This window comes from Asticcacaulis sp. DW145, assembly GCF_037101385.1.
In the GTDB taxonomy this organism is placed as follows: domain Bacteria; phylum Pseudomonadota; class Alphaproteobacteria; order Caulobacterales; family Caulobacteraceae; genus Asticcacaulis; species Asticcacaulis currens.
In genome coordinates this window covers 811,130-837,634 of record NZ_AP029025.1, presented here as the reverse complement: position 1 = coordinate 837,634, position 26,505 = coordinate 811,130, and the positions used below count along the sequence as shown (strand labels likewise).

General features: G+C 61.6%; 27 protein-coding genes, 2 tRNA genes and 1 pseudogene. 27 read left to right on the top strand and 3 right to left on the bottom strand.

Going from position 1 to position 26,505, the window contains the following annotated elements; translation table 11 throughout:
• Window positions 1-72: 72 nt before the first annotated feature.
• The 11 genes and pseudogenes from AACH73_RS15075 (at window position 73) to AACH73_RS15025 (ending at window position 9,818) form a co-directional block, all read left to right on the top strand.
• A complete protein-coding gene (locus AACH73_RS15075; protein WP_272742010.1) occupies window positions 73-282 on the top strand; it encodes a hypothetical protein in 210 nt (69 codons plus the stop codon).
• A 118-nt stretch (window positions 283-400) separates the two neighbouring features.
• Entirely contained in the window at window positions 401-1,696 is a 1,296-nt protein-coding gene (gene glyA, locus AACH73_RS15070; protein WP_272742011.1) for a serine hydroxymethyltransferase, read from the top strand.
• 65 nt (window positions 1,697-1,761) lie between these two features.
• Window positions 1,762-2,235, top strand: a pseudogene (gene nrdR / locus AACH73_RS15065) (transcriptional regulator NrdR); the annotation flags it as partial.
• 108 nt (window positions 2,236-2,343) lie between these two features.
• Complete coding sequence (locus tag AACH73_RS15060; protein ID WP_272742012.1) at window positions 2,344-2,994, top strand: RibD family protein; 651 nt, start codon at window positions 2,344-2,346, stop codon at window positions 2,992-2,994.
• Window positions 2,995-3,037: 43 nt separating this feature from the next.
• Window positions 3,038-3,628: a riboflavin synthase gene (locus AACH73_RS15055; RefSeq protein ID WP_272742013.1), complete on the top strand. Its 591-nt coding sequence runs from the start codon at window positions 3,038-3,040 to the stop codon at window positions 3,626-3,628.
• A gap of 56 nt (window positions 3,629-3,684) precedes the next feature.
• Window positions 3,685-4,824, top strand: coding sequence for a 3,4-dihydroxy-2-butanone-4-phosphate synthase (gene ribB / locus AACH73_RS15050; protein WP_272742014.1), 1,140 nt, complete (start codon window positions 3,685-3,687; stop codon window positions 4,822-4,824).
• A gap of 84 nt (window positions 4,825-4,908) precedes the next feature.
• Window positions 4,909-5,379 (top strand): 6,7-dimethyl-8-ribityllumazine synthase, encoded by a 471-nt coding sequence (locus AACH73_RS15045; RefSeq protein ID WP_013480399.1) that lies wholly within the window; start codon window positions 4,909-4,911, stop codon window positions 5,377-5,379.
• Window positions 5,372-5,905, top strand: coding sequence for a transcription antitermination factor NusB (nusB, locus tag AACH73_RS15040; RefSeq protein WP_338735772.1), 534 nt, complete (start codon window positions 5,372-5,374; stop codon window positions 5,903-5,905). Before AACH73_RS15045 ends, nusB begins: the two co-directional genes overlap by 8 nt.
• 7 nt (window positions 5,906-5,912) lie before the next feature.
• Window positions 5,913-6,875, top strand: coding sequence for a thiamine-phosphate kinase (gene thiL, locus AACH73_RS15035; RefSeq protein ID WP_338735771.1), 963 nt, complete (start codon window positions 5,913-5,915; stop codon window positions 6,873-6,875).
• A 143-nt stretch (window positions 6,876-7,018) separates the two neighbouring features.
• Window positions 7,019-7,435: a hypothetical protein gene (locus AACH73_RS15030; RefSeq protein ID WP_272742016.1), complete on the top strand. Its 417-nt coding sequence runs from the start codon at window positions 7,019-7,021 to the stop codon at window positions 7,433-7,435.
• A 232-nt stretch (window positions 7,436-7,667) separates the two neighbouring features.
• Window positions 7,668-9,818 (top strand): sodium-translocating pyrophosphatase, encoded by a 2,151-nt coding sequence (locus tag AACH73_RS15025; RefSeq protein ID WP_338735770.1) that lies wholly within the window; start codon window positions 7,668-7,670, stop codon window positions 9,816-9,818.
• A gap of 312 nt (window positions 9,819-10,130) precedes the next feature.
• Here the strand turns inward: AACH73_RS15025 and bamE are convergent, their stop codons facing one another.
• A complete protein-coding gene (gene bamE, locus AACH73_RS15020) occupies window positions 10,131-10,622 on the bottom strand; it encodes an outer membrane protein assembly factor BamE (RefSeq protein WP_272742018.1) in 492 nt (163 codons plus the stop codon).
• Window positions 10,623-10,737: 115 nt separating this feature from the next.
• On the opposite strand from bamE, the gene AACH73_RS15015 reads away from it, so the two are divergent.
• The 8 genes from AACH73_RS15015 to AACH73_RS14980 all read left to right on the top strand — a co-directional run bounded on the left by AACH73_RS15015 (window position 10,738) and on the right by AACH73_RS14980 (window position 15,759).
• Window positions 10,738-11,337 (top strand): ubiquinol-cytochrome C chaperone family protein, encoded by a 600-nt coding sequence (locus tag AACH73_RS15015; protein WP_338735769.1) that lies wholly within the window; start codon window positions 10,738-10,740, stop codon window positions 11,335-11,337.
• A gap of 3 nt (window positions 11,338-11,340) precedes the next feature.
• Entirely contained in the window at window positions 11,341-11,877 is a 537-nt protein-coding gene (locus tag AACH73_RS15010; RefSeq protein WP_338735768.1) for a YceD family protein, read from the top strand.
• Between the two features lie 197 nt (window positions 11,878-12,074).
• Window positions 12,075-13,172, top strand: a complete 1,098-nt coding sequence (gene plsX / locus AACH73_RS15005) for a phosphate acyltransferase PlsX (protein ID WP_338736358.1) — start codon at window positions 12,075-12,077, stop codon at window positions 13,170-13,172.
• Window positions 13,173-13,174: 2 nt separating this feature from the next.
• Complete coding sequence (locus AACH73_RS15000) at window positions 13,175-14,155, top strand: beta-ketoacyl-ACP synthase III (protein WP_338735767.1); 981 nt, start codon at window positions 13,175-13,177, stop codon at window positions 14,153-14,155.
• Between the two features lie 122 nt (window positions 14,156-14,277).
• On the top strand, window positions 14,278-14,580 hold the full coding sequence (locus AACH73_RS14995) for an integration host factor subunit alpha (protein WP_126423809.1): 303 nt from the start codon (window positions 14,278-14,280) through the stop codon (window positions 14,578-14,580).
• Between the two features lie 25 nt (window positions 14,581-14,605).
• Window positions 14,606-15,130 carry a MerR family transcriptional regulator gene (locus AACH73_RS14990; RefSeq protein ID WP_338735766.1) on the top strand — a complete coding sequence of 175 codons (525 nt, stop codon included), beginning with the start codon at window positions 14,606-14,608 and terminating at the stop codon, window positions 15,128-15,130.
• Window positions 15,131-15,238: 108 nt separating this feature from the next.
• Window positions 15,239-15,315: transfer RNA gene (locus AACH73_RS14985), tRNA-Pro, on the top strand.
• A 367-nt stretch (window positions 15,316-15,682) separates the two neighbouring features.
• A tRNA-Pro gene (locus AACH73_RS14980) sits at window positions 15,683-15,759 on the top strand.
• A 259-nt stretch (window positions 15,760-16,018) separates the two neighbouring features.
• Here the strand turns inward: AACH73_RS14980 and AACH73_RS14975 are convergent.
• Entirely contained in the window at window positions 16,019-16,561 is a 543-nt protein-coding gene (locus tag AACH73_RS14975; RefSeq protein ID WP_272742022.1) for a YMGG-like glycine zipper-containing protein, read from the bottom strand.
• A 284-nt stretch (window positions 16,562-16,845) separates the two neighbouring features.
• Here AACH73_RS14975 and rpmF point away from each other — a divergent pair, with 284 nt between their 5' ends.
• From rpmF to lpdA, 8 genes are all read left to right on the top strand, one after another.
• Window positions 16,846-17,028, top strand: a complete 183-nt coding sequence (gene rpmF / locus AACH73_RS14970; protein WP_013480386.1) for a 50S ribosomal protein L32 — start codon at window positions 16,846-16,848, stop codon at window positions 17,026-17,028.
• Between the two features lie 72 nt (window positions 17,029-17,100).
• Entirely contained in the window at window positions 17,101-17,730 is a 630-nt protein-coding gene (locus AACH73_RS14965; RefSeq protein WP_338735765.1) for an HAD-IA family hydrolase, read from the top strand.
• 85 nt (window positions 17,731-17,815) lie between these two features.
• Complete coding sequence (gene eno, locus AACH73_RS14960) at window positions 17,816-19,093, top strand: phosphopyruvate hydratase (protein ID WP_272742024.1); 1,278 nt, start codon at window positions 17,816-17,818, stop codon at window positions 19,091-19,093.
• A gap of 194 nt (window positions 19,094-19,287) precedes the next feature.
• On the top strand, window positions 19,288-19,602 hold the full coding sequence (locus AACH73_RS14955) for a septum formation initiator family protein (RefSeq protein WP_126423803.1): 315 nt from the start codon (window positions 19,288-19,290) through the stop codon (window positions 19,600-19,602).
• Window positions 19,603-19,865: 263 nt separating this feature from the next.
• On the top strand, window positions 19,866-20,882 hold the full coding sequence (gene pdhA / locus AACH73_RS14950; RefSeq protein ID WP_272742025.1) for a pyruvate dehydrogenase (acetyl-transferring) E1 component subunit alpha: 1,017 nt from the start codon (window positions 19,866-19,868) through the stop codon (window positions 20,880-20,882).
• A gap of 6 nt (window positions 20,883-20,888) precedes the next feature.
• On the top strand, window positions 20,889-22,256 hold the full coding sequence (locus tag AACH73_RS14945) for a pyruvate dehydrogenase complex E1 component subunit beta (protein ID WP_272742026.1): 1,368 nt from the start codon (window positions 20,889-20,891) through the stop codon (window positions 22,254-22,256).
• A 12-nt stretch (window positions 22,257-22,268) separates the two neighbouring features.
• Window positions 22,269-23,555 (top strand): pyruvate dehydrogenase complex dihydrolipoamide acetyltransferase, encoded by a 1,287-nt coding sequence (locus tag AACH73_RS14940; RefSeq protein ID WP_272742027.1) that lies wholly within the window; start codon window positions 22,269-22,271, stop codon window positions 23,553-23,555.
• A 14-nt stretch (window positions 23,556-23,569) separates the two neighbouring features.
• Window positions 23,570-24,970 carry a dihydrolipoyl dehydrogenase gene (lpdA, locus tag AACH73_RS14935; protein WP_272742028.1) on the top strand — a complete coding sequence of 467 codons (1,401 nt, stop codon included), beginning with the start codon at window positions 23,570-23,572 and terminating at the stop codon, window positions 24,968-24,970.
• A gap of 203 nt (window positions 24,971-25,173) precedes the next feature.
• Here the strand turns inward: lpdA and AACH73_RS14930 are convergent, their stop codons facing one another.
• The gene (locus AACH73_RS14930) at window positions 25,174-26,505 is read right to left on the bottom strand and encodes a PepSY domain-containing protein (protein WP_272742029.1); all 1,332 of its coding nucleotides are present in this window, start codon (window positions 26,503-26,505) and stop codon (window positions 25,174-25,176) included.

Genomic DNA, 26,505 nt, shown 5'->3' with positions numbered 1-26,505 from the left:
CGTACTCTGTATGTAGTGGCGGTGCTGCATACACGCCGCAACCCTAGCCTTTGGAAGAAAAGGGGCTAACCCATGTCCGAATTTCTCCTCGAACTTCAGCGCAACGGCGCCTATCTGAAGGTCACGGCGGTCGATCCGGTGTCGGGCGAAGAGGTCTCAACCCTGGGGCCCGCCACGGACCCGGAGGCGGTCAAGCGGCTGGCCGTGCAGAAGCTGAAAAACCGCCTCGAAGCGCTTAAGCCGCCACCGCTGAACGGCGGGCGCGGCGGCATTATCTGCTAAACCTCAAGACCAGACGTTTTCGCTTGGATTCATTGTCTCAAAGGTTTAACAGACGCGCAATTTCGGACGATGCGCTATACATAGTGCCGACCTTCCTCCAGACGACAGGATAAAGCTCGTGAACGCTCCCGCTTCCTTCATCCCGCAAGGCTATTTCAACAGCGACCTGGCCCATGCCGACCCGGCCGTTCTGGCGGCGATCAAGGGCGAGCTGACCCGTCAGCAGGACCAGATCGAGCTGATCGCTTCGGAAAACATCGTCTCGAAGGCCGTGCTGGAGGCGCAGGGTTCGGTCCTGACCAACAAATACGCCGAAGGCTATCCGGGCCGCCGCTACTATGGCGGTTGTGAATATGCCGACGAAGTTGAAAAGCTGGCCATTGAGCGCGCCAAGCAACTGTTCAACTGCGCCTTTGCCAATGTGCAGCCGCATTCGGGGGCCAATGCCAATCAGGCGGTCTTCTTCTCGCTGCTGCAACCGGGTGATACCTATATGGGCATGGATCTGGCCTGTGGCGGTCACCTGACGCACGGTTCGCCTGCCAACCAGTCGGGCAAGTGGTTCAAGGTCGTCCCCTACGGCGTGCGCGAGGACAACCACCTGATCGACTATGATCAGGTCGAAGCGCTGGCCAAGGAACATCAGCCCAAGCTGATCATCGCCGGGGCCTCCAACTACAGCCGTCACATCGACTTTGCCCGCTTCCGTCAGATCGCCGACAGCGTCGGGGCCTATTTGTTTGTCGATATGGCCCACTATGCCGGTCTGGTCGCGGGCGGCGTCTATCCGGACCCGCTGCCGCACGCCCACGTCGTCACCACCACCACGCACAAGACCCTGCGCGGTCCGCGCGGCGGCCTGATCCTCTCCAACGATGAAGCGCTGGGCAAGAAGATCAATTCGGCGGTCTTCCCCGGCCTTCAGGGCGGCCCGCTGATGCACGTCATAGCGGCCAAGGCCGTGGCCTTTGGTGAGGCGCTGCAACCGGAATTCAAGGCCTATGCGGCGCAGGTCGTGGCCAATGCCCGGGTGCTGGCCGAAACCCTGATGGCGCGCGGTCTGGGGGTCGTTTCCGGCGGCACCGACAGCCACGTCATGTCGGTCGATCTGCGCCCCAAGGGCCAGACCGGCAAGGCGACCGAGCACGCGCTGGAAGAGGCCTTCATCACCTGTAACAAGAACGGTATCCCGTTCGACCCGCAGCCCTTCACCATCACCTCCGGCGTGCGTCTGGGCACCCCGGCGGGTACGACCCGCGGCTTCCGCGAGGAAGAGTTCCGCCTGATCGGCAACCTGATTGCTGATGTGGTCGATGGCATGGCCTCTAACTCCGGCGCGCCGGATGAGGCCGTGACGGCGAAGGTGCGCGCGCAGGTCAAGACCCTGACCCAGCGCTTCCCGATCTACGCGTAGTTATTTTTGTCGCGCAATTCATCCGAAACCGGTGTCCACGTTTCGGATTGCGCTTGGAGCCCTGAATGCGCTGCCCCTTCTGCGGAAACCCGGAAACCCAGGTCAAGGACTCCCGTCCCTCCGAGGATGGGGCAGCCATTCGCCGTCGCCGCTCATGCAGCGAATGTGGCGGGCGCTTTACCACCTTTGAACGGGTGCAGTTGCGCGAACTGCTTATCGTCAAGCGCTCGGGCCGCCGCACGCCGTTCGACCGCGAAAAGCTGGAACGCTCGATTTCGCTTGCAACGCGCAAGCGTCAAATTGACCCGGAGCGTATCGACCGCATGGTGTCGGGCATTGTGCGTCAGCTCGAAAGCCTGGGCGAAACCGAAATCGGGTCAGAAGTGGTCGGCGAACTGATCATGAAGGCCCTGCGCTCGCTCGATTCCGTGGCCTATGTGCGCTATGCCTCGGTCTATCGGGATTTTCAGGAAACCTCTGATTTCGCGAAGTTTCTGGGGGCCGAAGGCTTTGACAGCGACGGTATGGATGCCCCGCTCACGCCCGCCCCGGCCGGCAATCCCGAACCGACCGACCCGTCGCCTATCCGTCAGGGTCTGGGCGAACAGGACCTGTCCGCCACAGACGATGCGTGAAACCGGGGCATTATGATCCGTCCGTTCGTCACGCTCAAACTGGCCACCACCCTCGACGGGCGCATCGCCACCCACACGGGCGAAAGCCGCTGGATCACCGGTGAGCCTGCCCGCCGTGCCGTGCACGAACTGCGGGCCTCGCACGATGCTGTGCTGGTCGGTATCGAAACTGTTTTAAAAGATGATCCCGAACTGACTGTGCGTTTGCAGGGCTATGAGGGCTATCAGCCGGCGCGCGTCGTTCTGGATTCGCGCGGGCGCATCCCATTGCATTCCAAGCTGGTGCAGACGGCGCGCGTCATCCCGACCTATGTGGTGACGACGCACGACCTTAATCCGGAACTGGTCTCGCTGGGCGTGCGAGCGTTAAAAGTCGCTTCACGGCATCAGCGCGTGGACCTGATCGCGGCGCTGGAAGCACTCAATGAGGCCGGGATCGACCGCCTGTTTGTCGAAGGTGGCGGGCAAATCGCCACGGCCTTTGTCAAGCTGGGGGCGGTGGACCGACTGGAATGGTTCCGCGCGCCCACTATATTGGGCGGTGACGGTCGCGCCGTGATCGGGTTTCTCGACATTGCGGACATCAACCGGGTGATCCGTTTCACCCGCGTGGGCGTTCAAGCGGTAGGCGACGATTTATGGGAAAGCTACGAGCTGGAGTAGCGCCGTCTCCGTTTGACGCAGAGACGGCAAGTAAGGACGCAGTATGTTTACAGGCATCATCACCGATATAGGCACCCTGACCGCCATTGACCGCCACGAGGGCGGGGCCCGATTTGAGGTGCAGACCGCCTATGACCTTTCAACCGTCGATATCGGGGCCTCTATCGCCCATTCCGGCTGCTGTCTGACCGTGGTGGAAAAGCGCGGTGACCGTTACACGCTCGACCTGTCGAACGAAACTCTGGCCGTTACCACGCTCGATCACTGGCGTGTGGGCGACCGCGTCAACCTTGAGCGGGCGCTGAAGGTCGGCGACGAGCTGGGCGGGCATATCGTATCGGGTCACGTCGATGGGGTAGGGGAGCTGATCACGCTGACCGAAGACGGTGACGCCTACCGCCTGAAGGTGCGGGTGCCGCGCCCGCTGCATCGTTACATCGCGCATAAGGGCTCGATTGCGCTGGATGGCATTTCGCTGACCGTCAACGAGGTCGAGGACGATGTGTTCGGCGTGGCCATCATCCCGCACACCTGGACGCATACCACTCTGTCCGACCGCAAGGTGGGCGACAAGTTAAACCTTGAGATCGACCTGATGGCACGCTATGCCGCGCGCTGGCGCGAAACGATCTAAACTCGCGCCCCCTGTTCCTGCGCTCCTGTGAGGGAGCGTACTCGTAAGAGACATCCATGACCTTCAACCGTATCGCCACCGACCTCAATCCGGTCAGCTCCGAAAGCCCCATCTCGACCATCGAGGATATTCTGGAGGACGCCCGCAATGGCCGCCCCTACATCCTCGTCGATGCCGAGGACCGCGAAAACGAGGGCGACATCTGCATCCCGGCCCAGATGGCGACGCCGGACGTGGTTAACTTCATGGCGCGCTTCGGGCGCGGCCTGATTTGTCTGGCCATTACGGGGGAGCGTTCGCGTCAGTTGCGCCTGCCGCCGATGGCCGCTGAAAACGGCGCGCGCAACGGCACGGCCTTCACGGTCGCCATCGAGGCCAAGGACGGCATCACCACCGGCATTTCGGCGCACGACCGCGCCCGTACCATCGCCGTGGCCATCGACCAGACCAAGGGCTATGACGATATCGTCAGCCCCGGCCACGTCTTCCCGCTGGTGGCGCGTGATGGCGGCGTGCTGGTGCGCGCCGGTCATACCGAGGCCGTGGTCGATATTTCGCGCATGGCGGGCCTTTACCCGGCGGGCGTCATCTGTGAGGTGATGAACGACGACGGGACGATGGCGCGCCTGCCCGACCTCATCAAATTCGCCCAGACACACGGCTTGAAGATCGGCACCATTGCCGACCTGATCGCCTATCGCCGCCGCACCGAGCGCTTCGTCGATCGCGTGCTGGAAAAGCCGTTCGAGAGCCAGTGGGGCGGTCAGTTTCGCCTGTTTGTCTATCGTAACCGCCTCGATCAGGGCGAACATATCGCATTGGTCAAGCATCAGCCGGTACCGAACAAGGCGACCCTGGTGCGGATGCACCAGCTCGATGTCGCCGCCGACGTGCTGGGGGCCTCGGACGGTCGTGCCGGTCTGGTCGAACAGGCGATGACGGCGCTGGCGGCCTATGACGGCCCGGCGGTCATGGTCATGCTCCGCGACCTCGACCCCAAGGTGATTTCCAACCGCTTTGCCGCCGATGACACCGAAACGCCTCAGCCACGCGGCCTGCGCGACTATGGCGTCGGCGCGCAAATCCTCCTCGATCTGGGGGTGCGTGACATGATCGCCCTGTCGGATTCCAAGCCGAAACCCGCCGCGCTGGAAGGCTACGGGCTTCAGATCATCGACTGGAAGCCGCTCAGCTAAACGCATCCTGTCGTCAGATTTGGCTTTTTATGTTCTCGATAAGCCAGTAAGTACGGACTGAACCTGTCCTCAAGGATTGAACTCTTGACCATTGATACCCCCCTGCGCATCCTCATCGTCGAAAGCCGTTTTTATGAGGATATTTCCGATGAGCTTCTGGCCGGTGCCAAGGCGGCGCTGGAAGCCTATGGCGCGGAATATGATGTGATCACCGTGCCGGGGGCATTTGAGGTGCCGGGCGCTATCGCCATGGCCGAAGACGCCTCTCAGGGACCCGCCGGGCGCAAATATGACGGCTATGTCGCGCTGGGCTGCGTCATTCGTGGTGAGACGACCCACTACGATTATGTGTGCGAAGAATCGGCGCGCGGTCTGATGGACCTGACGCTGAAACAGCTTCTGTGCATCGGCTACGGCATCCTGACCGTCGAGGACGAGGATCAGGCCTGGGCCCGCGCCCGCCGCTCGGAAGGCGACAAGGGCGGCACGGTCGCCAAGGTGGCGCTCGACATGATCGCCCTGAAGAAGGCGCTGCGCGGAGGCAACCATGGTTGATCCGCTGAGCCTGAAGTCGGTCATCGAGCAACTGAACGCCAATGAGTCCGCCGAGTCCGGGCGTCTGTCGCTTAAGGAAAAGCGCGCCCGCACCGTGGCGCGTCTGGTGCTGGTGCAGGCCCTCTATCAGATGGAAATTGCCGGGACGGGCGTTGAGTCGGTCATCCGCGAATTTGCCGACTTCCGCTTTGATGGCCACATCGAAGGCGAGGGCGGTGAGGAGCAGCGTCTGGGCACGGCCGATGAGGCCTTTTTCGCCGACGGTCTGCGCACCATCGTCAAGGCTCAGGCCGAAATCGATGTGCTGATCGCCGAGCGTCTGGCCTCCAACTGGCGTCTCGACCGCATCGACACCACGCTGCGCGCCATTCTGCGCGCCGGGGCGTGGGAGCTGAAATTCCGCCCCGATGTCGCCGTCGAGGTGGTGATCAACGAATATGTCGAGATCGCCAAGGCCTTCTTCGGCAATGAAGAGGCGCGTTTCGTCAACGGTGCTCTGGACGGTATCGCCAAGGACGCAAGGTAAGCCTCCCATGACCGGCGACAACAGCGAATTCAGCGTCATCGACCGGTTGTTCAAGCCCTTGGCCGGACTGACTGCCGAGGCGCGCGGCCTGATCGACGACGTGGCCGTTCTGGGCGCGCGCGAAGGCTATGACCTTGTGGTCACCACCGACGCCATGGTCGAAGGGGTGCATTTCCTCTCGACCGACCCGCTCGATCAGGTGGCGCGCAAGCTGTTGCGGGTTAATATCTCCGACCTCGTGGCCAAGGGGGCCGACCCCTATGGCTATCAACTCCTGACCGCCTGGCCCAAGGGCATGGCCTATGAGGGCAAGGCGGCCTTTGCGGCGGGTCTGCGCCTCGATCAGGATGAATTTGATTTCGACCTGTTCGGCGGGGATACGGTTTCGACCGAAGGTCCGCTGCTGCTCAGCATTACCGCCTTTGGTCATGCGCCCGTAGGCCGCGCCCTGTCGCGCGCCGGCGCGCGGGTTGGGGATCATGTGCTGGTCGGCGGCTTTATCGGCGACGCCCATCTGGGCCTGCGCGTGCTGCGCGGGGAATTCGACGAACTGTCTGAGGCGCACAAGGCGCATCTGGTGCAGGCCTATCGCCTGCCGCAGCCGCGCGACGATCTGGCTGAGGTGGTGCTCGACCATGCCCATGCCTCGATGGATGTCTCAGACGGTCTGATCGCTGACGCCCTGCATATGGCCAGAGCCTCTGAGGTGGCGCTTGTGATCGACCTCGACCGCGTACCGACCTCAGCGGCTGCCCGCGCCGCCATCGCGCAGGGGGCCGATGTGACCGATCTGATCACCGGCGGCGACGATTACCAGATCCTGTGCACGGCCGATGCCGCCGGGGCTGAGGCTTTGAAGGCCGCCGGTTTCTATGAGATCGGCCATTGCGAAGCCGGAACCGGCGAGGTCTCGGTCATCAGCGGCGGCAAGGTCATCGAGATCGAGGACAAGGGCTGGGTCCACGTCTGAGGCAGGAAAAAGTCTCATCAGGTGCACCGCATGTGTGCCGCGCTTTGTTAGAAAACCATCTTCACAAAAGCGTTTCTGAGGGCGTTCCTCATGAAACCGGCCCCCTAAACGGCTTCTAAACCGTTTTCGCCTAAATTCAGGCCATGACCCAGACCCGACGCCTTTTGCTCAGCCTGTTGCTCTGCGCCCTTGCCGCGCCCGCTTTTGCTTCCGAAGGGGGCGAGAAGAAGGAGGGGGGTGAGCCCTATGTCAAGCTGGCCCCCGTCGCCCTGCCGGTGACCGACAACGGGCGGCTGATCAACTATCTGTTTGTGACCCTGCGCATAAACCTGACGCCCAAGGCCGACGTCAACGCCCTGCGACTCAAGGAACCCTATTTCCGCGATGCGCTTATCCGTGCGGCGCACAAGCAAAGTTTCGCGCTGCCGAACAAACGCGACAAGCTGGATGAGGCGCGTTTCAAACAGGTGATGATCCCGGAATTCACCAAGATCGCCGGCGCGGGCAATATCGCCGCCTTGGAAATACTGGCTCAGAACCCCAAGAAGTCGATGAACTGACGGTGTGTCGCGACGGCTAATCCGTTAAGTGTTCACGGGTTCGTGAAAGCCGATTACCGGTTGCGGCGCAATAAAATCTGCGACATTTTGCGGCGATTACTTTCGTAATTACCTAACTTGCACCTGTCTGAAAGTTGCGGCACTCTCCTGACCTTGCGGGGAGGGTATGGACGTGCCTTCCCGGCGCGCACGTCACCCGGCGTGCCACAACAAAGAACGACAGGGGTTTGGTATGACGTCATGGATAGGGCTGGTCATAGCGGCTGGCGTGTTAGGATTGGTGTACGGGGTCGTTCAGACCCTCAGTCTGCTTAAAAAACCACAGGGCAATGCCCGGATGCAGGAAATCGCGGCGGCGATTCAGGAAGGGGCCGGGGCCTATCTCAAGCGGCAATATACGACGATCGCCATTGTGGGTGTGGTCATCTTCATCGCCGCTTTTCTGGTGCTGGGCACCTATGCTGCCGTTGGCTTCCTGATCGGTGCGGTCCTGTCCGGGGCGGCGGGCTTTGCCGGGATGCTGATTTCGGTGCGCGCCAATGTGCGTACCGCCGAAGCCGCCTCGCACAGCCTGCAACAGGGGCTGAACCTCGCCTTCGGAGCCGGGGCCGTGACCGGCCTTTTTGTGGCGTCCGGCGCGCTTTTGGGCGTCGCGGGCTATTATTTCATCCTGACCGATGTGCTGGGCCTTGAGGCTACCAGCCGTCCGGTAATCGACGCCCTAGTGGCTTTGGGCTTCGGTGCGTCGCTGATCTCGATTTTCGCGCGTCTGGGCGGCGGTATCTTCACCAAGGGCGCGGACGTCGGGGGCGACATGGTGGGCAAGGTCGAGGCGGGCATCCCCGAAGACGACCCGCGCAATCCGGCCACCATTGCCGACAATGTGGGCGACAATGTCGGCGACTGCGCCGGCATGGCGGCGGACCTGTTTGAAACCTATGCGGTGACGACGGTCGCCACCATGGTGCTGGGGGCGATCTTCTTTGCGGGCACGGCTCTGGTCGGGCCGATGATGCTGTTGCCGCTGGTCATCTGCGGCGCGTGCATTATCACCTCTATCGTCGGCACCTTCTTTGTCCGTCTGGGCAAGGACAACCACATCATGAACGCCCTGTATAAGGGCCTGATCGTCACCGGCGTCCTGTCCATCGGCGCGCTGGCGGCGGTGATCGAACTGGTGATCGGCTTCGATACGCCGATTACCTATGCGGGCGCGCCGGCGGGCTTTACCGGCCTGACCCTGTTCTGGTGCGGCCTGATCGGGCTGGCGGTGACGGCGGGCTTCATTGTCGTCACCGAATACTATACCGGCACCGGCAAGCGGCCCGTGGTGTCGATCGCCCAGGCCTCGGTCACCGGGCACGGCACCAATGTCATTCAGGGGCTGGCCGTTTCGATGGAAGCCACGGCCATTCCGGCCCTGATTATCGTCGGCGGCATCGTTGGCTGTTACCTGCTGGCCGGGCTCTATGGCATTGCGATCGCCACCACCACCATGCTGGCCCTCGCCGGGATGATCGTGGCGCTCGATGCCTTCGGGCCGGTCACCGACAATGCGGGGGGGATCGCCGAAATGGCGGGCCTCGACAAGGCGGTGCGCCACACCACCGACGCGCTGGATGCCGTGGGCAATACCACCAAGGCCGTCACCAAGGGCTACGCCATCGGTTCGGCGGGTCTGGGGGCGCTGGTGCTGTTTGCCGCCTACACGTCGGACCTCAAATATTTCGCCGCCAATGCAGCGCCGGGCTCCTTCTTCGAGGGGCTGGGGGAACTGACCTTCTCCCTGTCCTCGCCGTGGGTGGTGGTGGGCCTGCTGATCGGCGGCCTTTTGCCCTATCTCTTTGGCGGCATGGGCATGACGGCGGTCGGCAAGGCGGCGCAGGCCGTGGTCGAAGAGGTGCGGCGTCAGTTCCGCGAAGACTCCGGCATCATGGCCGGGACGTCCAAGCCCAACTATGGCCGCGCCGTGGACATGCTGACCAAGGCGGCCATCCGCGAAATGGTCGTGCCGTCCCTGCTGCCGGTCCTGTCGCCTCTGGTCCTGTTCGGGATCGTCTATGCCATAGGCGGCGCGGTCCCGGCCTTTGAAGCGCTGGGGGCCATGCTGCTGGGGGTGATCGTCACCGGCCTGTTCGTCGCCATTTCGATGACGTCAGGCGGCGGCGCCTGGGACAATGCCAAAAAGTCGTTTGAGGATGGCTTTGTCGATAAGGACGGTGTGCGTCACCTCAAGGGCTCTGAGGCGCACAAGGCCTCGGTGACCGGCGACACGGTGGGCGACCCGTATAAGGACACAGCGGGCCCGGCGGTCAATCCGATGATCAAGATCACCAATATCGTCGCTTTGCTGCTGCTGGCTGTGCTGGCGCATGTAGCCTGATCACTGGGGGGCGGCGTTGGCGTGAGCGCCGCTCTCGACACAGATGGTCGCGGATAGGTTCGCATCCGTAACGCGATTGCGGGATTTTCGACTTTTTGAGAACCACAGATTACACAGATTTCACAGATTGGCGCTCCGCGCCGTGGAGCCTCTGGAGGCGGTCGCGGCCATTTGAAACGCATAATCTGAGAAATCTGTGTAATCTGTGGTTTCCCTAAAGTGGCCGCCCCACATCCCGTCTATCTGTGGAGAAACAAAAACCCCTCCGGAACAGTCTCCGGAGGGGTTTTTCAGTTTCATACCAAGAGAAGACTATTCGCGGCGGCGCTGGCCACCCGGATTGGTGTCTTCTTCGTTGGTGAGGGTCTGGCGACCGACATTGCCGAGGATCTGCTCCAGCGCCGTCAGTTCGCGGCCGCGTGTTGGCGTCTTGTTGGGGTTCAGCGCGATCTGGCGGCTGTCGGCCAGCGACAGGGTCTTCACGGTCTTGACCGCCTGCGTCTCCTTGTCGAATTCGACGATGGTGACGCTGCGCGAGGTCAGGGTCGCGGGCTTATAGGTCATTTTCGAGGTCGTTTGCGTGATATAGTACCACACGCCGGGGTCGAAGGTCGCGACCTGAGACGGGGAGCCGAACTTGGTGCGCACGCTGGTCTGCGTATCCTCACCCACCTTGATGTCGGTGGCGGGATTGGCTTCGATGGCGAGATAGCCCTGACGCGACACGCTGGGGGCGCAGGCGCCGAGTGTGGAAGCGGCGGCGGCAACGGCGGCGAGGGCCAGAAGGGTGGACGGCTTGATCATCAGGTTCCGTTCGGGTTTGACCTTGGGTGCCAGACTGTTTAGTGCAATCTTGGGGCCGAATGAAGGCCATAAATATTCCGGCTTGGCAAGAACGCAAACGGAGACGGGGACGTAAATGCTCGACAAATTCCTCAGCTCGCTCGGCGAAAGTCTGGGTCTGAAAAAGCCCAGCCCGACGCGCGCAGCCGGCGAAGCCCTCTATGCGGCGGCTGTGGCGCAGTCGCGTCAGGTCGTTTTCTATACCGATTATGGCGTGAAGGATGAAATCGGCGCGCGTTTCGAGCTTCTGGTGCTGCATGTCGTCCTGCTGATCAACCGCCTGAAATCGGACGACGAACACTATCGCGAAACCTCTCAGGCCCTGTTCGATTCGCTGTTGCTGGCGCTGGACGACACGCTGCGCGAACAGGGGGTGGGCGACCTGACCGTGCCGAAAAAGATGAAGAAGCTCAGCCAGCAGGTCTATACGCGGCTGGTGCGCTGGAACGAAATCTGGGACGAGGCGGGAGAAGAGGATGCGACCGCCGCGCAGGCCGATTATCTGCTGCGCACCGTCTATGCCACGGATGAGGCCCCGGACCCGCAGGCCCCTCTGTGGGCGGCAGACCTGAGCGCCTATATGGATGAGGTCCGCACGCAGGTGCGTGCAGACAGATTGCTGGCCGGTGAGGTAAACTGGCCGGAAGTAACGCGTTTAAATACCAAGGAGAACTGAGCCATGACCGAAGCCGATGCCCCGCTGTGGACGCACACTGTGCGCTTTGACGAGGCCTTTCGCGGGCTCGATCTGACCCTGACGGCCGATGAGGCACGCCGCACGCTGATCGCCGAAAACTTCGGCATGATCGAACTGCACGACCTGACGGCAAAGATCACGACCAGAGGCCGCAAGTCGCCAGGCAGCGACGAGGTAATCGTTGATGTCGATCTGAGCGGTGAGGTGACGCAGGAATGCGGCGTGACGCTCGATCCCTTCCGTCACCCGATCGCGGCGCGCATCGACGTCGTGGTGGTGGCGCAGGCCCGCAAAAACAAGACCGACGACGAAGAGACGGAGCTGAGCGTCGAAGACCTCGACGTGCCCGACGTGGCCGTCAATGGTCAGGTTGATGTCGGTCAGTACATCATCGAAGCGCTGGGTGAAGCCTATGATCCTTTTGCGCGCAAGCCCGGTGCCGTGTTCGAGGAACCGGATCAGCCCAAGGAGCCGTCGCCCTTTGCCGTTCTGTCGCGCCTCAAAGGCGATGACGCCTGAACGGGCGAACTGAAAAAGCATCTTGATAAGTTCGGCGGGGGCGTTATCGTCCGCCGCCTCGGGGACTCGCTTTATTTCCACCTTCCGGCCGTGCGCCAGAGGGTCTATAAGGGCGACCCTGGCATCTCTGTGAGGTCTTAGAGCGTCCCTTGTCTTCCCCTGATCCTATTTCGCCGTCCGAAACGCCTGTGGGAGGCATAGGTGTCGCCCCTGAGGGCACGGTTGTCATCGCAATCGATGCCATGGGCGGCGATCATGGCCCCCGCGTGACCGTGCCGGGTACGGCAGAAGCGTTGAAGCGCGACGGTTCGGGCCGGTTGCGCTTTCTGCTCCACGGCGACGAGGCGCTGATCGCGCCCGAACTTGCCAAATGCCCGGAACTGAAGGCCGTCGCCACCATCGTCCACACCGATCAGTCGGTGGCGATGGACGAAAAGCCGGCTCAGGCCCTGCGGCGCAAGAGCACCAGCCTGTTTATGGCCATTTCCTCGGTCAAAAGCGGCGCAGCCCACGCGGTCGTTTCGGCCGGCAATACCGGCGCGCTGATGGCGCTGTCGAAAATGATCCTCAAGATGATCACCGAGGATCTGGAGCGTCCGCCGATCGCCTGTTCATGGCCGAACGCCAAGGGCGGCATGGGCACAGTGCTCGATGTCGGGGCCAATGTGACCTCCGACGCCAATCAGCTGATCGAATTTGCCGTCATGGGCACGGCCTTCCATCGCGCCGTGCGCGGCAAAGACAAACCCACGGTCGGCCTCCTCAATGTCGGCTCCGAGGACGTCAAAGGCCATGAAGAGGTGCGGGAGGCGCATCGCATTCTGCGCGAAGGCGTGGACGGCATCAATTACTACGGTTTCGTCGAAGGCGACGATATCGGCAAGGGCACGGTGGACGTTGTCGTCACCGATGGCTTTACGGGCAATATCGCGCTGAAAACCGCCGAAGGCACCGCCAAGTTCGTCAAAAACCTGTTCAAGGACGCGCTGACCTCCTCGTTGCTGTCCAAGCTGGGGGCGCTTCTCGCCGCGCCGGCGCTCAGGGCCATGGCCAGGACGGTCGATCCCGGTGCGGCCAATGGCGGCCCGCTTCTGGGGCTCAACGGTATTGTGGTCAAAAGCCACGGCGGGGCCGAGGCCTGGGCCTATTCCAATGCCGTAAGCGTCGCCATTTCCCTGGCCGCCAGCACCTATGCGACGGACATCCGCAAGGCACTGGCCCACGTTCGCAAGGCGCATGTCGCATCGCCCGAATCGCCGCAACCCCCGCAAATGGCGGATGAAAAGGTATCCTGAGCATGAGCGTAACACGTACGGCGGTAACCGGCGTCGGCGGTTATCTGCCTGAGACGATCCTCTCCAACGCGGATTTCACGCGCATGGTGGATACCACGGATGAATGGATCGTGGCGCGCACCGGTATCCGCAAACGTCACAAGGCGGCCGATACCCAACTGACCAGCGATCTGGCCGTCGAAGCGGCGAAGATCGCGCTTGAAGCCGCCGGGCGCACGATTAAGGATATCGACCTCATCATCGTCGCCACCACCACGCCGGACATGACCTTTCCGTCCACCGCCTCCATAGTTCAGGCCAAGCTGGGCGTGCCGGGCGGGGCGGCCTTCGACGTGCAGGCGGTCTGTTCGGGCTTTGTCTATGCCCTGAGCGTGGCCGACGGGTTTGTCGCCCGTGGCCTGTCGAAGTGCGCGCTGGTCATCGGGGCTGAGGTGATGAGCCGCATCCTTGACTATACGGACCGTTCGACCTGCATCCTGTTTGGTGACGGGGCCGGGGCCGTGGTGCTGGAACCCGCGGAAGGGCAGGGTACGGCACAGGATACGGGTATCCTCAGCTTTGACCTGCAATGCGACGGCTCCAAGACGGACCTGCTTTATGTCGATGGCGGGGTCTTCGATTCGGGCCAGCACGTCGGCAAGATTCGCATGCAGGGCAACCAGGTGTTCAAGCACGCCGTGCAGAAGATCTCCGAAGCCGCCGAATCGGCCATCCACAAGGCCGGGCTGGACCATCAGGCCGTGGACTGGTTCATCCCGCATCAGGCCAATCAGCGCATCCTCGACGGTGTAGCTGACCGGCTGGGGATGGATCGTGAGAAGGTTATCTCGACCGTGGCCGAACACGCCAATACCTCGGCGGCTTCTATTCCGCTTGCCTGGTATGCCGGGATACAGGACGGACGGGTCAAAAAGGGCGATCTGGTGCTGATCGAAGCGCTGGGCGGCGGTCTGACCTGGGCGGCGGCGGCGATCCGCCTGTAAGGCCTGCCGGATATTGAGATGAAAATCTCATTTATTTGATGACAAGCCGCGTCCAACCCTTTGACGTGAACGGGAAAATGCGTATGGTTCCCTCTGATGGATCATTCCGGAGGGGATTTGATATGAAAGCCACGACCCTGACCCGCGCCGAACTGTTCGAAGCGGTGCATAATGAGCTGGGCCTGCCGCGTCAGGAATGCGCCGCTCTCGTCGAGCGCACCCTCGATCTGGTCATTGATTCGCTTGAAAAGGGCGAGACGGTCAAGCTGTCGGGCTTCGGCGTGTTTCAGGTCCGCGAAAAAAATGCGCGCGTGGGCCGCAACCCCAAGACCGGCAAGCCGGCGGCGATTGATCCGCGCAAGGTCATCTCCTTCCGTGCCTCGCAGATCATGAAGGCACGCGTCGATGCCGGCGTCGGCGAATAAGTCGTAAAATAAAAGGCCAGTACACGTGTCCAAGGGGCCTCTCGCCTTTCGTACCATTTCCGAAACCGCCGACGCGGTGGGCGTGCCCCAGCATGTGCTGCGGTTCTGGGAAACCAAGTTCACCTTTATCCGCCCCACCAAGCGCGCCGGGGGGCGTCGCTTCTACCGTCCGCAGGATATCGACCTGCTGATGGGGGTGAAGGTGCTGCTGCACGATCGCGGCTATACGATTCGCGGCGTGCAGAAGCTGTACAAGGACGAGGGGCAAAAGGCGCTGTTGTCGGCCGGGCAGGGCGGCAGCACGGCCTTTATACCGGCGGCGGATATTTACGCCGAGCCTGAGGATGCGCCGATGGAGGTCGTATCCGCGCTGCCCCTGCCGCGTAAGGCCCTGGCGGACAGTGCCGAACCGGCCTTCGATTTTGAGGAAATGTCGGCCCTGCCGGTCGTTCGCGGCCTCAGCGAAGAGACGCGCACGCGGCTTCTGGCCATCGCGCAAAGTCTCGAAAACGCGCAGAAAACCATGCTGCGCAGCCTCAAGGGGCTCTGATCTGCTGCATGTGAGCGGTGGAAAACGTGTGTGGCCTATTGCAGGCCGCTTTATTCCTCTCTATAAGCCGCGTTCTCCTTACCAGGGGAGGCCTCTGCGAAGGGGTGTCGGAGCGTGGCGCAGCCTGGTAGCGCACTTGACTGGGGGTCAAGGGGTCGCAGGTTCGAATCCTGTCGCTCCGACCATTTAAAACAAAAAGACGGTCCCATTGGGGCCGTCTTTTTGTTTTAATGTCGCAGGATATGTATTTGAACCGTAGAAGGTTCGACGGCAAGTGATGATCAAGAGGCGAAGCCCTCTTGATCACACGCAGACGCGGCGGAGCGTAGCGGAGCCAATTCTGTCGCGGTTCACAGCATCACTTGGTATTTTAACTTTCCGATTTCTCGCCACTCTCCGCCGCTCTCCTCCGGTTTCTCCCCAACATACTGCATTTTTTTGACGGCAAAGGCTTGCGTGAGTTCCGGCGTTTCCGTATAGAGCGGCCTCCAGACGCAGGCGACCGGTTTCGGGCGTGTGCGTATCCCTTATTCAAAGGGATGCCTTCTTTGTCGGGGAGTGGCGCAGCCTGGTAGCGCACCTGCTTCGGGAGCAGGGGGTCGCAGGTTCGAATCCTGTCTCCCCGACCATCAAAAACAAAACAGACGGTCCCTTATGGGACCGTCTGTTTTGTTTTTGGGCCAAAGATATGCATTCGAACCGTGAGAGGTTCGACGGCAAGTGATGATCAAGAGGCGCAGCCCTCTTGATCACACGCAGACGCGGCGTAGCGTAGCGGAGCCACATCGACCCGAAAGGGCGATGGACGCCGAAGGCGCCCGAAGGGTAAGCCGCGTTAAAACGCGGCGCATCAATCCTGTCTCCTCCTACGCATTCCACTGAACGCTTTTACCATCGCTCACGGCGATGATGATAATATTCCCGTTCGCGACGCTCATAGCGATCATAGCGGTCGTACCGGTCATAGCGATCGCGGTAATAATAGCTGCGCGGGGCCGGATAATAGCGCGGTCCGTAATAGCGCTCCCGATAGACATAATAGCCATCATAGCGCGGCCGCGATTCGTAATAGACGACGCCATAGCCCGGCGGCGGGGGCGGGGGATCATAGTAGCCGCTGTCTTCATAGGAATAGTAGCGACTGTCGTAGCAATCGACCGAAGCATTGCCGAGCGCGCCGCCAACTACCGCGCCGACGGCAGCCCCGGCGACCGTATTGCCGCCGCGGTCATAGCGATGCGAGGACCCGTTGCCGATGGCGGCCCCGGCCAGAGCGCCGAGAACCGCCCCCGTGGCTGTGGAGTTGGATTTGCGCTGATAACAATAGCCGTCATAGCCTTGCGCTGCGGCAAACGAAGGGGCGGCCAGAACGAAAAGGCCGGTCCCGATCAGGGCCAGCGGCAGATGCCGTTGGAAAAAGGAGGGTTTCATAATGCCACCTGGGGATATATGTGCGTGGGATGACCCTATTGAGCGCCCGCCAAACTGAACGGCATCTGAATGGATTGCGGCGGAAATGCGCCGCATTTATAAGCGTCATTAGGTCAGGTCGCGGACGATACAAGATTTATTGCATCAGACCCCTTGATCCTTTTGCGCTCTTGAGGCATAAGGCGCGCCTTCCGACCGGAAGAACAACCGGTCAGCACATCATTCTACGCTTGAAAGGCTTGGGTAAAAGCTTATCGAGCCTCACTTGAAAAAGAGAGTCGGACATGGCCGTACCTAAGCGGAAAGTATCCCCCTCGCGGCGCAACATGCGTCGCTCGCACCACGCGCTCGGCGCCAACTCGTTTGTGGAAGACAAGGACACCGGCGAACTGCGCCGTCCGCACCACATCGACCTGAAGACCGGCATCTACAAGGGCCGTCAGGTGATCACGCCGAAAAAGGACTAACCGCCTTTATCGACCGAAGATATAAAGACGCGGCGCCCTCCGGTGCCGCGTTTTTGATTCCGAAAGTCTTTCATGCCCGCATACCCCTATCGACTGGTGATCTTCGACTTCGACGGCACGCTGGCCGATTCGTTTCCGTGGTTCCTTGAGGTGTTCGACCATCTGGCGGAACGCTTCGGCTTTGAGAACCCGGACCGCTCGCATCTGGACGAACTGCGCCGGCTGGGGCCGCGTGAGTTGCTGAAGCGCCTCAAGGTGCCGCTGCTCAAACTGCCGGCCATTGCCACCTATGCCCAGAAGCTTCAGAACCAGCAGATCGAGAAAATCGTGCTCTTCGACGGTATGGCCGACGTGATCCGCGATCTGAAAGCGCGCGGCGTGACCGTGGTGGTGGTGACCTCAAACGATGCCGACAACGTCCGCACTGTGCTGGGTGCTGAGCTGAGTGGACAGATTGATCACTTTTCGTGCGGCTCCTCCTTGTTCGGCAAGGCGGCCAAGTTCAAGGCGGTCCTCAAGGCTTTCAAGGCCCGCCCGGAAGAGGCCCTGTCCATCGGTGATGAACTGCGTGACATCGAAGCGGCGCGCAAGGTGGGCATGGCCGTGGGGGCCGTGACCTGGGGCTATGCCCACGAAGACAGCCTGCTGAGCGAAAAGCCGGATCACATCTTCGCAAAGCCCGCCGATATACTCAATATATGAGACCCATTCCCCGTGGCGGGCTTGTCAGGCCTGGGCGCGCTTGCTAAGCAACCCCTGTTTTTCAAACCCCTCAGGGAAGATTGCCATGTCCGCCATTATTGATATCGTCGCTCGCGAAATTCTCGACTCGCGCGGCAATCCGACCGTTGAGGTCGATGTCACCCTCGAAGACGGCTCTTTTGGCCGGGCCGCCGTGCCGTCGGGCGCCTCCACGGGTGCGCACGAAGCCGTCGAAAAGCGCGATGGCGACAAGAGCCGCTATCTGGGCAAGGGCGTGCGTCAGGCGGTGGACGCGGTCAATGGCGAAATCTATGAAGCCCTGAGCGGTCTCGACGCCCGCGATCAGCGCCACATCGACCAGATCCTGATCAATCTCGACGGCACAGAGAACAAGGGCCGCCTGGGGGCCAATGCCATTCTGGGCGTCTCTCTGGCCGTGGCCAAGGCGGCGGCGGCTTCGGTCAACCTGCCGCTCTATAAGTATGTCGGCGGCCTGTCGGCCCGTGTCCTGCCCGTGCCGCTGATGAACATTATCAATGGCGGCGCGCACGCCGACAACCCCATCGACATTCAGGAATTCATGATCGTTCCGGCCGGCGCTGAAACCTTCTCCGAAGCCCTGCGCATGGGCGCGGAAATCTTCCACAGCCTGAAATCGGCGCTCAAGGCCGCTGGCCACAACACCAATGTCGGTGACGAAGGCGGCTTTGCGCCGAACCTGTCCTCGGCCGAGGTGGCGCTGCAATTCATCGTCGATGCCGGTGCGGCAGCGGGCTACAAGGCCGGTGAGGACTTCTGGCTGGCGCTCGACGTGGCTTCGACCGAGTTCTTCAAGGACGAAAAGTATCATTTGGAAGGCGAGGGCAAGGTCCTGAGCCGCGAAGAGATGGTCGATTATCTCGAAAACCTCGCCGACAAGTTCCCGATCTGCTCGATCGAAGACGGTATGTCAGAAGACGATTTCGAAGGCTGGGCGCTGCTGACCGAGCGTCTGGGCGACCGTCTGCAACTGGTCGGCGACGACCTGTTCGTCACCAATCCGAACCGTCTGGAAACCGGCATTGTCGAAGGCCTCGCCAACTCGATCCTCGTCAAGGTGAACCAGATCGGCACCCTGTCGGAAACCATGGACGCCGTCGATATGGCCCACCGCTCGGGCTATACCTCGGTGATGTCGCACCGTTCGGGTGAAACCGAAGATTCGACCATTGCCGACCTGGCGGTGGCGCTGAACTGCGGTCAGATCAAGACGGGCTCTCTGGCGCGTTCGGACCGGCTGGCCAAGTACAACCAGCTCCTGCGCATCGAATCGATCCTCGACGACGAAGCCGTCTATGCCGGCCTTTCGGTGATCCGCAGCTAAAACCGGAACCGGCCTCTCACCGGCTGGGACGTTTTTTACAAAACTGCCAAAAAGAGCGGCGCAGGAAACCTGCGCCGCTCGCGTTTTATGATAAATTCTTTCAGTTGAAGTGACATGTTCGGTAACAGTTTGTTAAACCGACGCAGCCAAAAATCCCCTCTGTAAATGTGGTCCGTCCAGAAGGGGCGAAAGTCGTGATTCAGAAACTGAGGCCTTATTTGCCTACCGCGATCATCGCTATATTTCTGACCTACTGCGGCGTACAGTATTTGACTGGCGACAAAGGGTTCTTTTCGCAGGAAACCCGTCAGGTCGAGCTGGCCGAAAAGCAAAAGCTGCTGGCTGATCTTGCCGCTGAGCGGCAGGACCTTGAGGCCCGCGCCCGTTATTTGAGAACCGATAATCTTTCCAAAGAATTGTTGGAAGAACGTGCCCGCGTTCTCCTGGGGCTCAATGCCCCTAACGAATACGTGATCCGCGATCACATCGCCCCCGCGCGCAATTCCTGAGTCCGGAAGGGGACTTTACGTCAGCCTGGGCTTTGCCTAAGAGAAGTCCTGACGTGAATTCAGGCGGTTTTTGACGAACCCTGAGATTCCGGTCGCTCTGCCGCCGGATATTTCCCACGGGATCACCAGAACTGACTGCATCCCTTCTATGGGCGACCGGCCCTCTTGTGCCGGTGCGCGCTCGAACGTCTTTTTGACCGGCTGTGAGCCTAAGCGCCTGCGGGCGTTACGCAAACGGCACGATTAACCCCAGGGAGGTTTCCATGGCGCGCGCCGCCAAGGCCACTGACACCGGAACGACGGGTTCCGCCAAACGCAATGTCTCAAAAGACGAACTCCTGAAATATTACCGTGAGATGGTTCTCATCCGCCGCTTCGAAGAGCGGGCGGGTCAGCTCTACGGTATGGGTCTGATCGGGGGCTTCTGCCACCTGTATATTGGTCAGGAAGCCGTTGCCGTGGGCATGGAGGCCGCCTCTATCGACGGCGATCAGGTCATCACCGGTTACCGCGACCACGGCCACATGCTGGCCGCCGGTATGGACCCCAAGGCCGTTATGGCCGAGCTGACCGGTCGCATCGGCGGCTCGTCGAAGGGTAAGGGCGGGTCGATGCACATGTTCGACATCGAAACCGGCTTCTTCGGCGGTCACGGCATCGTCGGCGCTCAGGTGTCGCTGGGCACGGGTCTGGCCTTTGCCGACTGGTACCGCAACAATGGCAATGTCTCCTTCACCTATTTCGGTGACGGCGCGGCCAACCAGGGTCAGGTCTATGAAAGCTTCAACATGGCGAAGCTGTGGAACCTGCCGGTCGTCTATGTGATCGAAAACAACGAATACGCCATGGGCACCTCACTGGCCCGCGCCTCGGCGACGACGAACCTGTCGCAGCGCGGCGCGTCGTTCGGCATCCCCGGCGAGACGGTGGACGGCATGGACGTGTTCGCGGTGAAGGAAGCCGCCGAACGCGCCGCCGAATACGCCCGTTCGGGCAAGGGGCCGTACATTCTGGAAATGAAGACCTACCGCTATCGCGGTCACTCCATGTCCGACCCGGCCAAGTACCGCACCAAGGAAGAGGTCGATGAGGTCAAGACGACCCGCGACCCGATCGACCACATCAAGACGATGCTGGAGCAGGCGGGTGTCGAAGAGGCCGAAATCAAGGCCATCGACAATGAAATCAAGGCGATTGTGCTGGAGGCCGTCGAGTTCGCTCAGACCAGCCCCGAACCCGATCCGTCCGAACTGTACACCGACGTTTATCTTGAGGCCTGATCCCAGATGACCGACATTCTTATGCCCGCTCTCTCTCCGACCATGGAGGAGGGCACCCTTTCCAAGTGGCACATCAAGGCCGGTGACGAGATTTCCGCCGGTCAGGTGATCGCCGAAATCGAAACCGACAAGGCGACGATGGAAGTCGAAGCCGTCGATGAAGGCGTGGTCGAGGCCATCCTGATCGAAGCCGGCACCGAAGGCGTCAAGGTCAATACGCCGATCGCGCGTCTGGCCGGTGGCGCGTCGGCCCCGGCACCGGTCAAGTCGGCGGAAAACACCGGTGGCGAAACCGCCGCTCAGGAGGGCGGCGAAAAGACGGCTGTGGTCGCTTCGGCAGTCGCGCCGCAGGTTAAGCCGCAAAGCGATCCGGAATTCCCGGAAGGCACGCCTATGGTCAAGATCACCGTGCGCGACGCGCTGCGTGACGCCATGGCCGAAGAAATGCGTCGCGACGACCGCGTCTTCCTGATGGGTGAGGAAGTCGCCCAGTATCAGGGGGCTTATAAGGTGTCACGCGGCCTGCTCGAAGAGTTCGGCGACCGTCGCGTGATCGACACGCCGATCACCGAAATGGGCTTTGCCGGCATCGGTTCGGGGGCGGCTATGGCCGGTCTTAAGCCGATCATCGAGTTCATGACCTTCAACTTCGCTATGCAGGCCATTGACCACATCCTGAACTCGTCGGCCAAGACGCTGTACATGTCGGGTGGTCAGATCAAGTCGTCGATCGTTTTCCGTGGCCCGAACGGTGCCGCGGCCCGCGTCGCCGCCCAGCACTCGCAGGACTATTCGGCGTGGTACGCCAACGTTCCGGGCCTGAAGGTCATTGCGCCTTACGACGCCGCGGACGCCAAGGGCCTGATGAAGGCCGCCATCCGCGATCCGAACCCCATCGTCTTCCTCGAACACGAGATGATGTATGGCAACGAGTTTGAAATCCCTGATGTTGAGGATTTCGTCCTTCCCATCGGCAAGGCCAAAATCCAGCGCGCCGGTAAGGATGTCACTATCGTCGCCCACTCGCGCATGGTCGGTTTTGCGCTCAAGGCGGCTGAGAAGCTGGCCGAAGAGGGTATCGACGCCGAAGTCGTCAACCTGCGCACACTTCGTCCGCTGGACACCGACACGGTCGTCGCCTCGGTGAAGAAGACCAACCGTCTGGTCACCGTCGAAGAAGGCTGGGGCCCGTGCGGTATCGGTGCCGAAGTCGCCGCCCGCGTCACCGCCGAAGCCTTCGACGATCTGGATGCGCCGCCCGCTCGCGTGCACCAGGAAGACGTGCCGATGCCTTACGCCGCCAACCTCGAAGCCCTGACCGTCCCCAGCGTTGAGAAGATCATCGCCGCGGTCAAGCAAGTCTCGTACAAGTAAGAGGGGCCACATATGACCGATATTCTGATGCCGGCGCTCTCGCCCACCATGGAAGAGGGCATTCTGGCCAAGTGGCACGTCAAGGTCGGGGACACCGTCTCCGCCGGTGATGTCATCGCCGAAATCGAAACCGACAAGGCGACGATGGAAGTCGAAGCCGTCGATGAGGGCGTGGTTGAGGCCATCCTGATCGAAGCCGGGACCGAAGGCGTGAAGGTGAACACCCCTATCGCCCGCCTAAAAAGTGAAGATGGGGCGGGTGAGGGCGGTTCGGCCGCTCCCGCGCCCAAGGCGGAGGCCCCGAAAGCCGCCGAAGCGCCGAAGCCCGCCGCGGCTCCGGCCCCTGTGGCCGCCGCCCCCGTTGCAGCCCCGGCCGCTTCGGGTGGGGCGCGCGTGGCGGCTTCGCCTCTGGCGCGTCGTCTGGCCGAGATCAACAAGCTCGATCTCAAGCTGCTGAAAGGCACCGGCCCGCACGGCCGTATCATCAAGCGCGATATCGAAGCCGCTCTCGCTTCGGGCACCGGCAAGGCCGGTTCCGCCCCGGCGGCGACCACCGCTGCGGCTGAGCCGCGCAAGGTGCAGACCCTTGAGCAATTGGGCATTCCGGCGGGGTCTTACGACCTCGTTCCGCTCAACAATATGCGCAAGGTCATCGCCCGCCGCCTGACCGAGTCCTTCCGCGACATCCCGCACTTCCCGCTGACCGTCGATATCGAACTCGACAACCTGCTGGCAGCGCGCACCAAGATCAATACGGCGCTGGAATCGCAGGGTATCAAGGTCTCGGTGAACGATATTGTCATCAAGGCGGTGGCGCTGGCGCTCAAGCAGGTGCCGGAAGCCAATGCCTCCTTCACCCCCGAAGGCATTGCTCTGCACCACAATGCCGATATCGCCATGGCCGTGGCCATCGACGGTGGCCTGATCACCCCGATCATCCGCAAGGCCGAGACCAAGTCTCTGGCCCAGATCGCCAAGGAAACCAAGGATCTGGCGGCGCGCGCCCGTGACATGAAGCTGAAGCCCGAAGAGTTCCAGGGCGGCACCTTCTCGGTGTCCAACCTCGGCATGTTCGGCATCAAGCAGTTCGCCTCCATCATCAACGAACCGCAGGGCTGCATCCTGTCGGTCGGTGCCGGTGAACAACGCCCGGTCGTCAAGAACGGCCAGCTGGCGGTCGCCACCGTCATGACCGTCACCCTGACCTGCGATCACCGCGTGGTCGATGGGTCGGTCGGCGCCAAGTACATTACCGCATTGAAGGGCCTTCTCGAAGACCCGATTAAAATGTTGGCTTAAGGAGTTGATTCAACATGTCTTATGATCTGGTTGTTATCGGCTCCGGTCCTGGCGGTTATGAAGGGGCCATCCGCGCCTCTCAGAACGGCCTGAAGGTCGCCATCGTCGAGCGTGAACTTCTTGGCGGCATCTGCCTCAACTGGGGCTGCATCCCGACCAAGGCGCTGCTCAAGTCGGCCGAAGTGTTCGACAAGATCAATCACCTCGGTGATTACGGTCTGACAGGCGAAAAGCCGGGCTTCGACTTTGAAAAGGTCATCGCCCGCTCGCGCGCCGTCGCCAAGCAGCTCAATGGCGGCGTCGGCTATCTGATGAAGAAGAACAAGATCGACGTGATCGAGGGCTTCGCCACGCTTGAGCCGGGCAAGGATGCGCCCAAGGTGCGCGTTAAGCTCAATAAGGGCGGCGAACAGGTTATCGAGGCCAAGAACGTCATGCTGGCGGTCGGGGCGCGCGCCCGCGAAATCCCGACCATCGGCGCGGTTTCGGACGGCGAGCGCATCTGGACCTATCGTAACGCCCTGACGCCCAAGGCCATGCCGAAGTCGCTGGTGGTGATCGGTTCGGGCGCTATCGGCATTGAGTTCGCCTCCTTCTATCGCTCGCTGGGCGCTGATGTCACCGTGGTCGAGGCCATGGACCGCATCCTGCCGGTCGAGGACAAGGAAGTTTCCGCTGAGGCTCAGAAGGCCTTTGAAAAGCGCGGCTTCAAGTTCCGTCTGGGGGCCAAGGTGACCAAGGTCGAAAAGACTGCTGCGAATGTCAAGGTTTCGGTCGAGGTCGGCGGCAAGGCCGAAACGCTGGAGGCCGAAGGCTGCATCGTGGCCGTCGGCATCGTGGCCAATACCGAAAACCTCGGTCTGGAAAAGCTGGGCGTTGAGATGGACCGCGGTCACATCAAGAACGACAGCCACGGCAAGACCAATGTGAAGGGCCTTTACGCCATTGGCGACTGCGCCGGGCCGCCCTGGCTGGCGCACAAGGCTTCGCACGAAGCCGTCCACGCCGCCGACTATATGGCCGGCAAGAAGCTGTCGAACCTCAATCCGCCGATTCCGGGCTGCACCTACGCCACGCCGGAAGTGGCCTCGGTCGGTATCACCGAGCAGGGCGCGAAGGAAAAGGGTCTGGACGTCAAGATCGGCCGATTCCCCTTCAAGGCCAATGGCAAGGCGATTGCGGCCGGTGAGCCGGGCGGTTTCGTCAAGGTGATCTTCGACAAGAAGACCGGCGCGCTTCTGGGGGCCCACCTGATCGGGGCCAATGTAACGGAAATGGTGCAGGGCTTCTGTCTGGCCATCACCATGGAAGCGACGGAAGAGGACCTTCAAGGGACCGTCTTCCCGCACCCGACTATGTCGGAGGCCATCCTCGAAGCGTCGCTGGATGCCGACGGACGGATGATCAATCTGTAGAACCACCATGGAGGAAACAGGTTTCCCCCATGTACCCCCTTCGCCGTATTGTGAAAAATTTCTTGGGGCGGCCCGTCGAAATTTTTCGCTTTGAAGCGTAAAAAAGCCCGCTCTGAAACAGAGCGGGCTTTTGATTTTATTGGAAAAATTATAATTTCAAAACGCAATTTAAATTTCAGTTTTATTTTGCAATTTATTCTCCGTTACGTCAGGCCCAGCCAGTCGCGGACAGGGGCGATACGCCTCAGTACCCATCGCTCGATCAGGGCCACAAGGATCAGGCACAGCCCCATCATTGGCAGGAAAAGGGCAAGGCCCAGTATCAGCAAGCCCAGTCCCGTGCCGAGCCGTTCGTCGGGCAGGCGACTGGGCGCGCCCAGTGTCACCTTGTCCGGTCGCCGTCGCCACCACATCATCACCGCCGAAACGCACAGCGTTAAAAGTCCTGCGGCGGTTAGCACGCCCAGCGCCTGATTGAACGCGCCGAATAACTGGCCTTCGTGCAGGGCAATGCTCACACCGAACACCCGGTCGATCAGTGGCTTGTCACCAAAGGTCTTGATCTGCGCCACGTCCCCCATGTGATCGAAGGTGACGGTAACGCCCTTGGGCCGGTTCTGGGTCTGGGAGACGCCCTGCCACGGCTTGCCCCCGGCCGGTGCCATCAGCACGACCGGCGGCGGCAGGTCGGCGGCGCGCAATTCGCCCGCCATATGGTCCAGAAGCGTCAAATCGACCGCGCCTCCGGCTTGCGCACTGCCGTGGCCGTGGCCCTCGTGCTCGCCGGCCTTGTCGGCCGCGCGGCTGGTGGACCAGTCCGGTTTGGACGACTGAGCGATCACCGCCTGACGCACCACCTTGAACCCGGCCCCCCAGACGGTCGTCCACGGCAGGCCGGTCAGCAGCAGGCAGAGCGCAAAAAACGACACCCACAGGCCCGTCACCGCGTGCAGATCGCGCCAGAACAGTTTGGCCTCAAGGCGCGGCCACAGGACTCCGGCCAGACCCTTTGCGCCCCGCGGCCACCACAGATAGAGGCCGGTAAGGATCATCACTATGGCCCAGCACGCTGCCGTTTCGACCAGCAGGGTGCCGAACAGCCCGGCAAACAACTCGCCATGGATGGTTTTGACGACATTCATAAACCGCGCCTCTTCGGGCACGGATTTCAGCATGGTCAGGGTTTCCGGGTGCACATAGACGCGCAGCCGTTCGCCCTTTTCGCTCAACGTGACGCGCGCCGCGTCGGTGACGTCCGGCCGGACCTCGACCGACTGAAACTGCGCGTGGGGAAAGGCCGCCAGCGCGCCTTCGACCTGCGCCGACAGGGGCTGAACCCGCCCCGCCCGACCCACCTGATCATAGGGGCGGTCGATGGCCGCCTCGATCTGGGGCTTGAACAGATAGATCGGCCCCGTCAGGGACAGGATCACGATGAAGGGGATGCACACCAGCCCCGCATAGAAGTGCCACCGCCAGATCATCCGGTAGTCGATAATCTGGCGGCGAACCGTGTCGTTCGCCGCCTGGTTCAT

Bases quoted from the DNA above. Each gene is read 5' to 3' on its own strand.
- AACH73_RS15075 (WP_272742010.1), top strand. From the start codon at position 73: ATGTCCGAATTTCTCCTCGAACTTCAGCGCAACGGCGCCTATCTGAAG.
- AACH73_RS15060 (WP_272742012.1), top strand. From the start codon at position 2,344: ATGATCCGTCCGTTCGTCACGCTCAAACTGGCCACCACCCTCGACGGG.
- AACH73_RS15055 (WP_272742013.1), top strand. From the start codon at position 3,038: ATGTTTACAGGCATCATCACCGATATAGGCACCCTGACCGCCATTGAC.
- ribB (WP_272742014.1), top strand. From the start codon at position 3,685: ATGACCTTCAACCGTATCGCCACCGACCTCAATCCGGTCAGCTCCGAA.
- nusB (WP_338735772.1), top strand. From the start codon at position 5,372: ATGGTTGATCCGCTGAGCCTGAAGTCGGTCATCGAGCAACTGAACGCC.
- thiL (WP_338735771.1), top strand. From the start codon at position 5,913: ATGACCGGCGACAACAGCGAATTCAGCGTCATCGACCGGTTGTTCAAG.
- AACH73_RS15030 (WP_272742016.1), top strand. From the start codon at position 7,019: ATGACCCAGACCCGACGCCTTTTGCTCAGCCTGTTGCTCTGCGCCCTT.
- AACH73_RS15025 (WP_338735770.1), top strand. From the start codon at position 7,668: ATGACGTCATGGATAGGGCTGGTCATAGCGGCTGGCGTGTTAGGATTG.
- bamE (WP_272742018.1), bottom strand. From the start codon at position 10,622: ATGATCAAGCCGTCCACCCTTCTGGCCCTCGCCGCCGTTGCCGCCGCC.
- AACH73_RS15015 (WP_338735769.1), top strand. From the start codon at position 10,738: ATGCTCGACAAATTCCTCAGCTCGCTCGGCGAAAGTCTGGGTCTGAAA.
- AACH73_RS15010 (WP_338735768.1), top strand. From the start codon at position 11,341: ATGACCGAAGCCGATGCCCCGCTGTGGACGCACACTGTGCGCTTTGAC.
- AACH73_RS15000 (WP_338735767.1), top strand. From the start codon at position 13,175: ATGAGCGTAACACGTACGGCGGTAACCGGCGTCGGCGGTTATCTGCCT.
- AACH73_RS14995 (WP_126423809.1), top strand. From the start codon at position 14,278: ATGAAAGCCACGACCCTGACCCGCGCCGAACTGTTCGAAGCGGTGCAT.
- AACH73_RS14975 (WP_272742022.1), bottom strand. From the start codon at position 16,561: ATGAAACCCTCCTTTTTCCAACGGCATCTGCCGCTGGCCCTGATCGGG.
- rpmF (WP_013480386.1), top strand. From the start codon at position 16,846: ATGGCCGTACCTAAGCGGAAAGTATCCCCCTCGCGGCGCAACATGCGT.
- AACH73_RS14965 (WP_338735765.1), top strand. From the start codon at position 17,101: ATGCCCGCATACCCCTATCGACTGGTGATCTTCGACTTCGACGGCACG.
- eno (WP_272742024.1), top strand. From the start codon at position 17,816: ATGTCCGCCATTATTGATATCGTCGCTCGCGAAATTCTCGACTCGCGC.
- pdhA (WP_272742025.1), top strand. From the start codon at position 19,866: ATGGCGCGCGCCGCCAAGGCCACTGACACCGGAACGACGGGTTCCGCC.
- AACH73_RS14945 (WP_272742026.1), top strand. From the start codon at position 20,889: ATGACCGACATTCTTATGCCCGCTCTCTCTCCGACCATGGAGGAGGGC.
- AACH73_RS14940 (WP_272742027.1), top strand. From the start codon at position 22,269: ATGACCGATATTCTGATGCCGGCGCTCTCGCCCACCATGGAAGAGGGC.
- lpdA (WP_272742028.1), top strand. From the start codon at position 23,570: ATGTCTTATGATCTGGTTGTTATCGGCTCCGGTCCTGGCGGTTATGAA.
- AACH73_RS14930 (WP_272742029.1), bottom strand. From the start codon at position 26,505: ATGAACCAGGCGGCGAACGACACGGTTCGCCGCCAGATTATCGACTAC.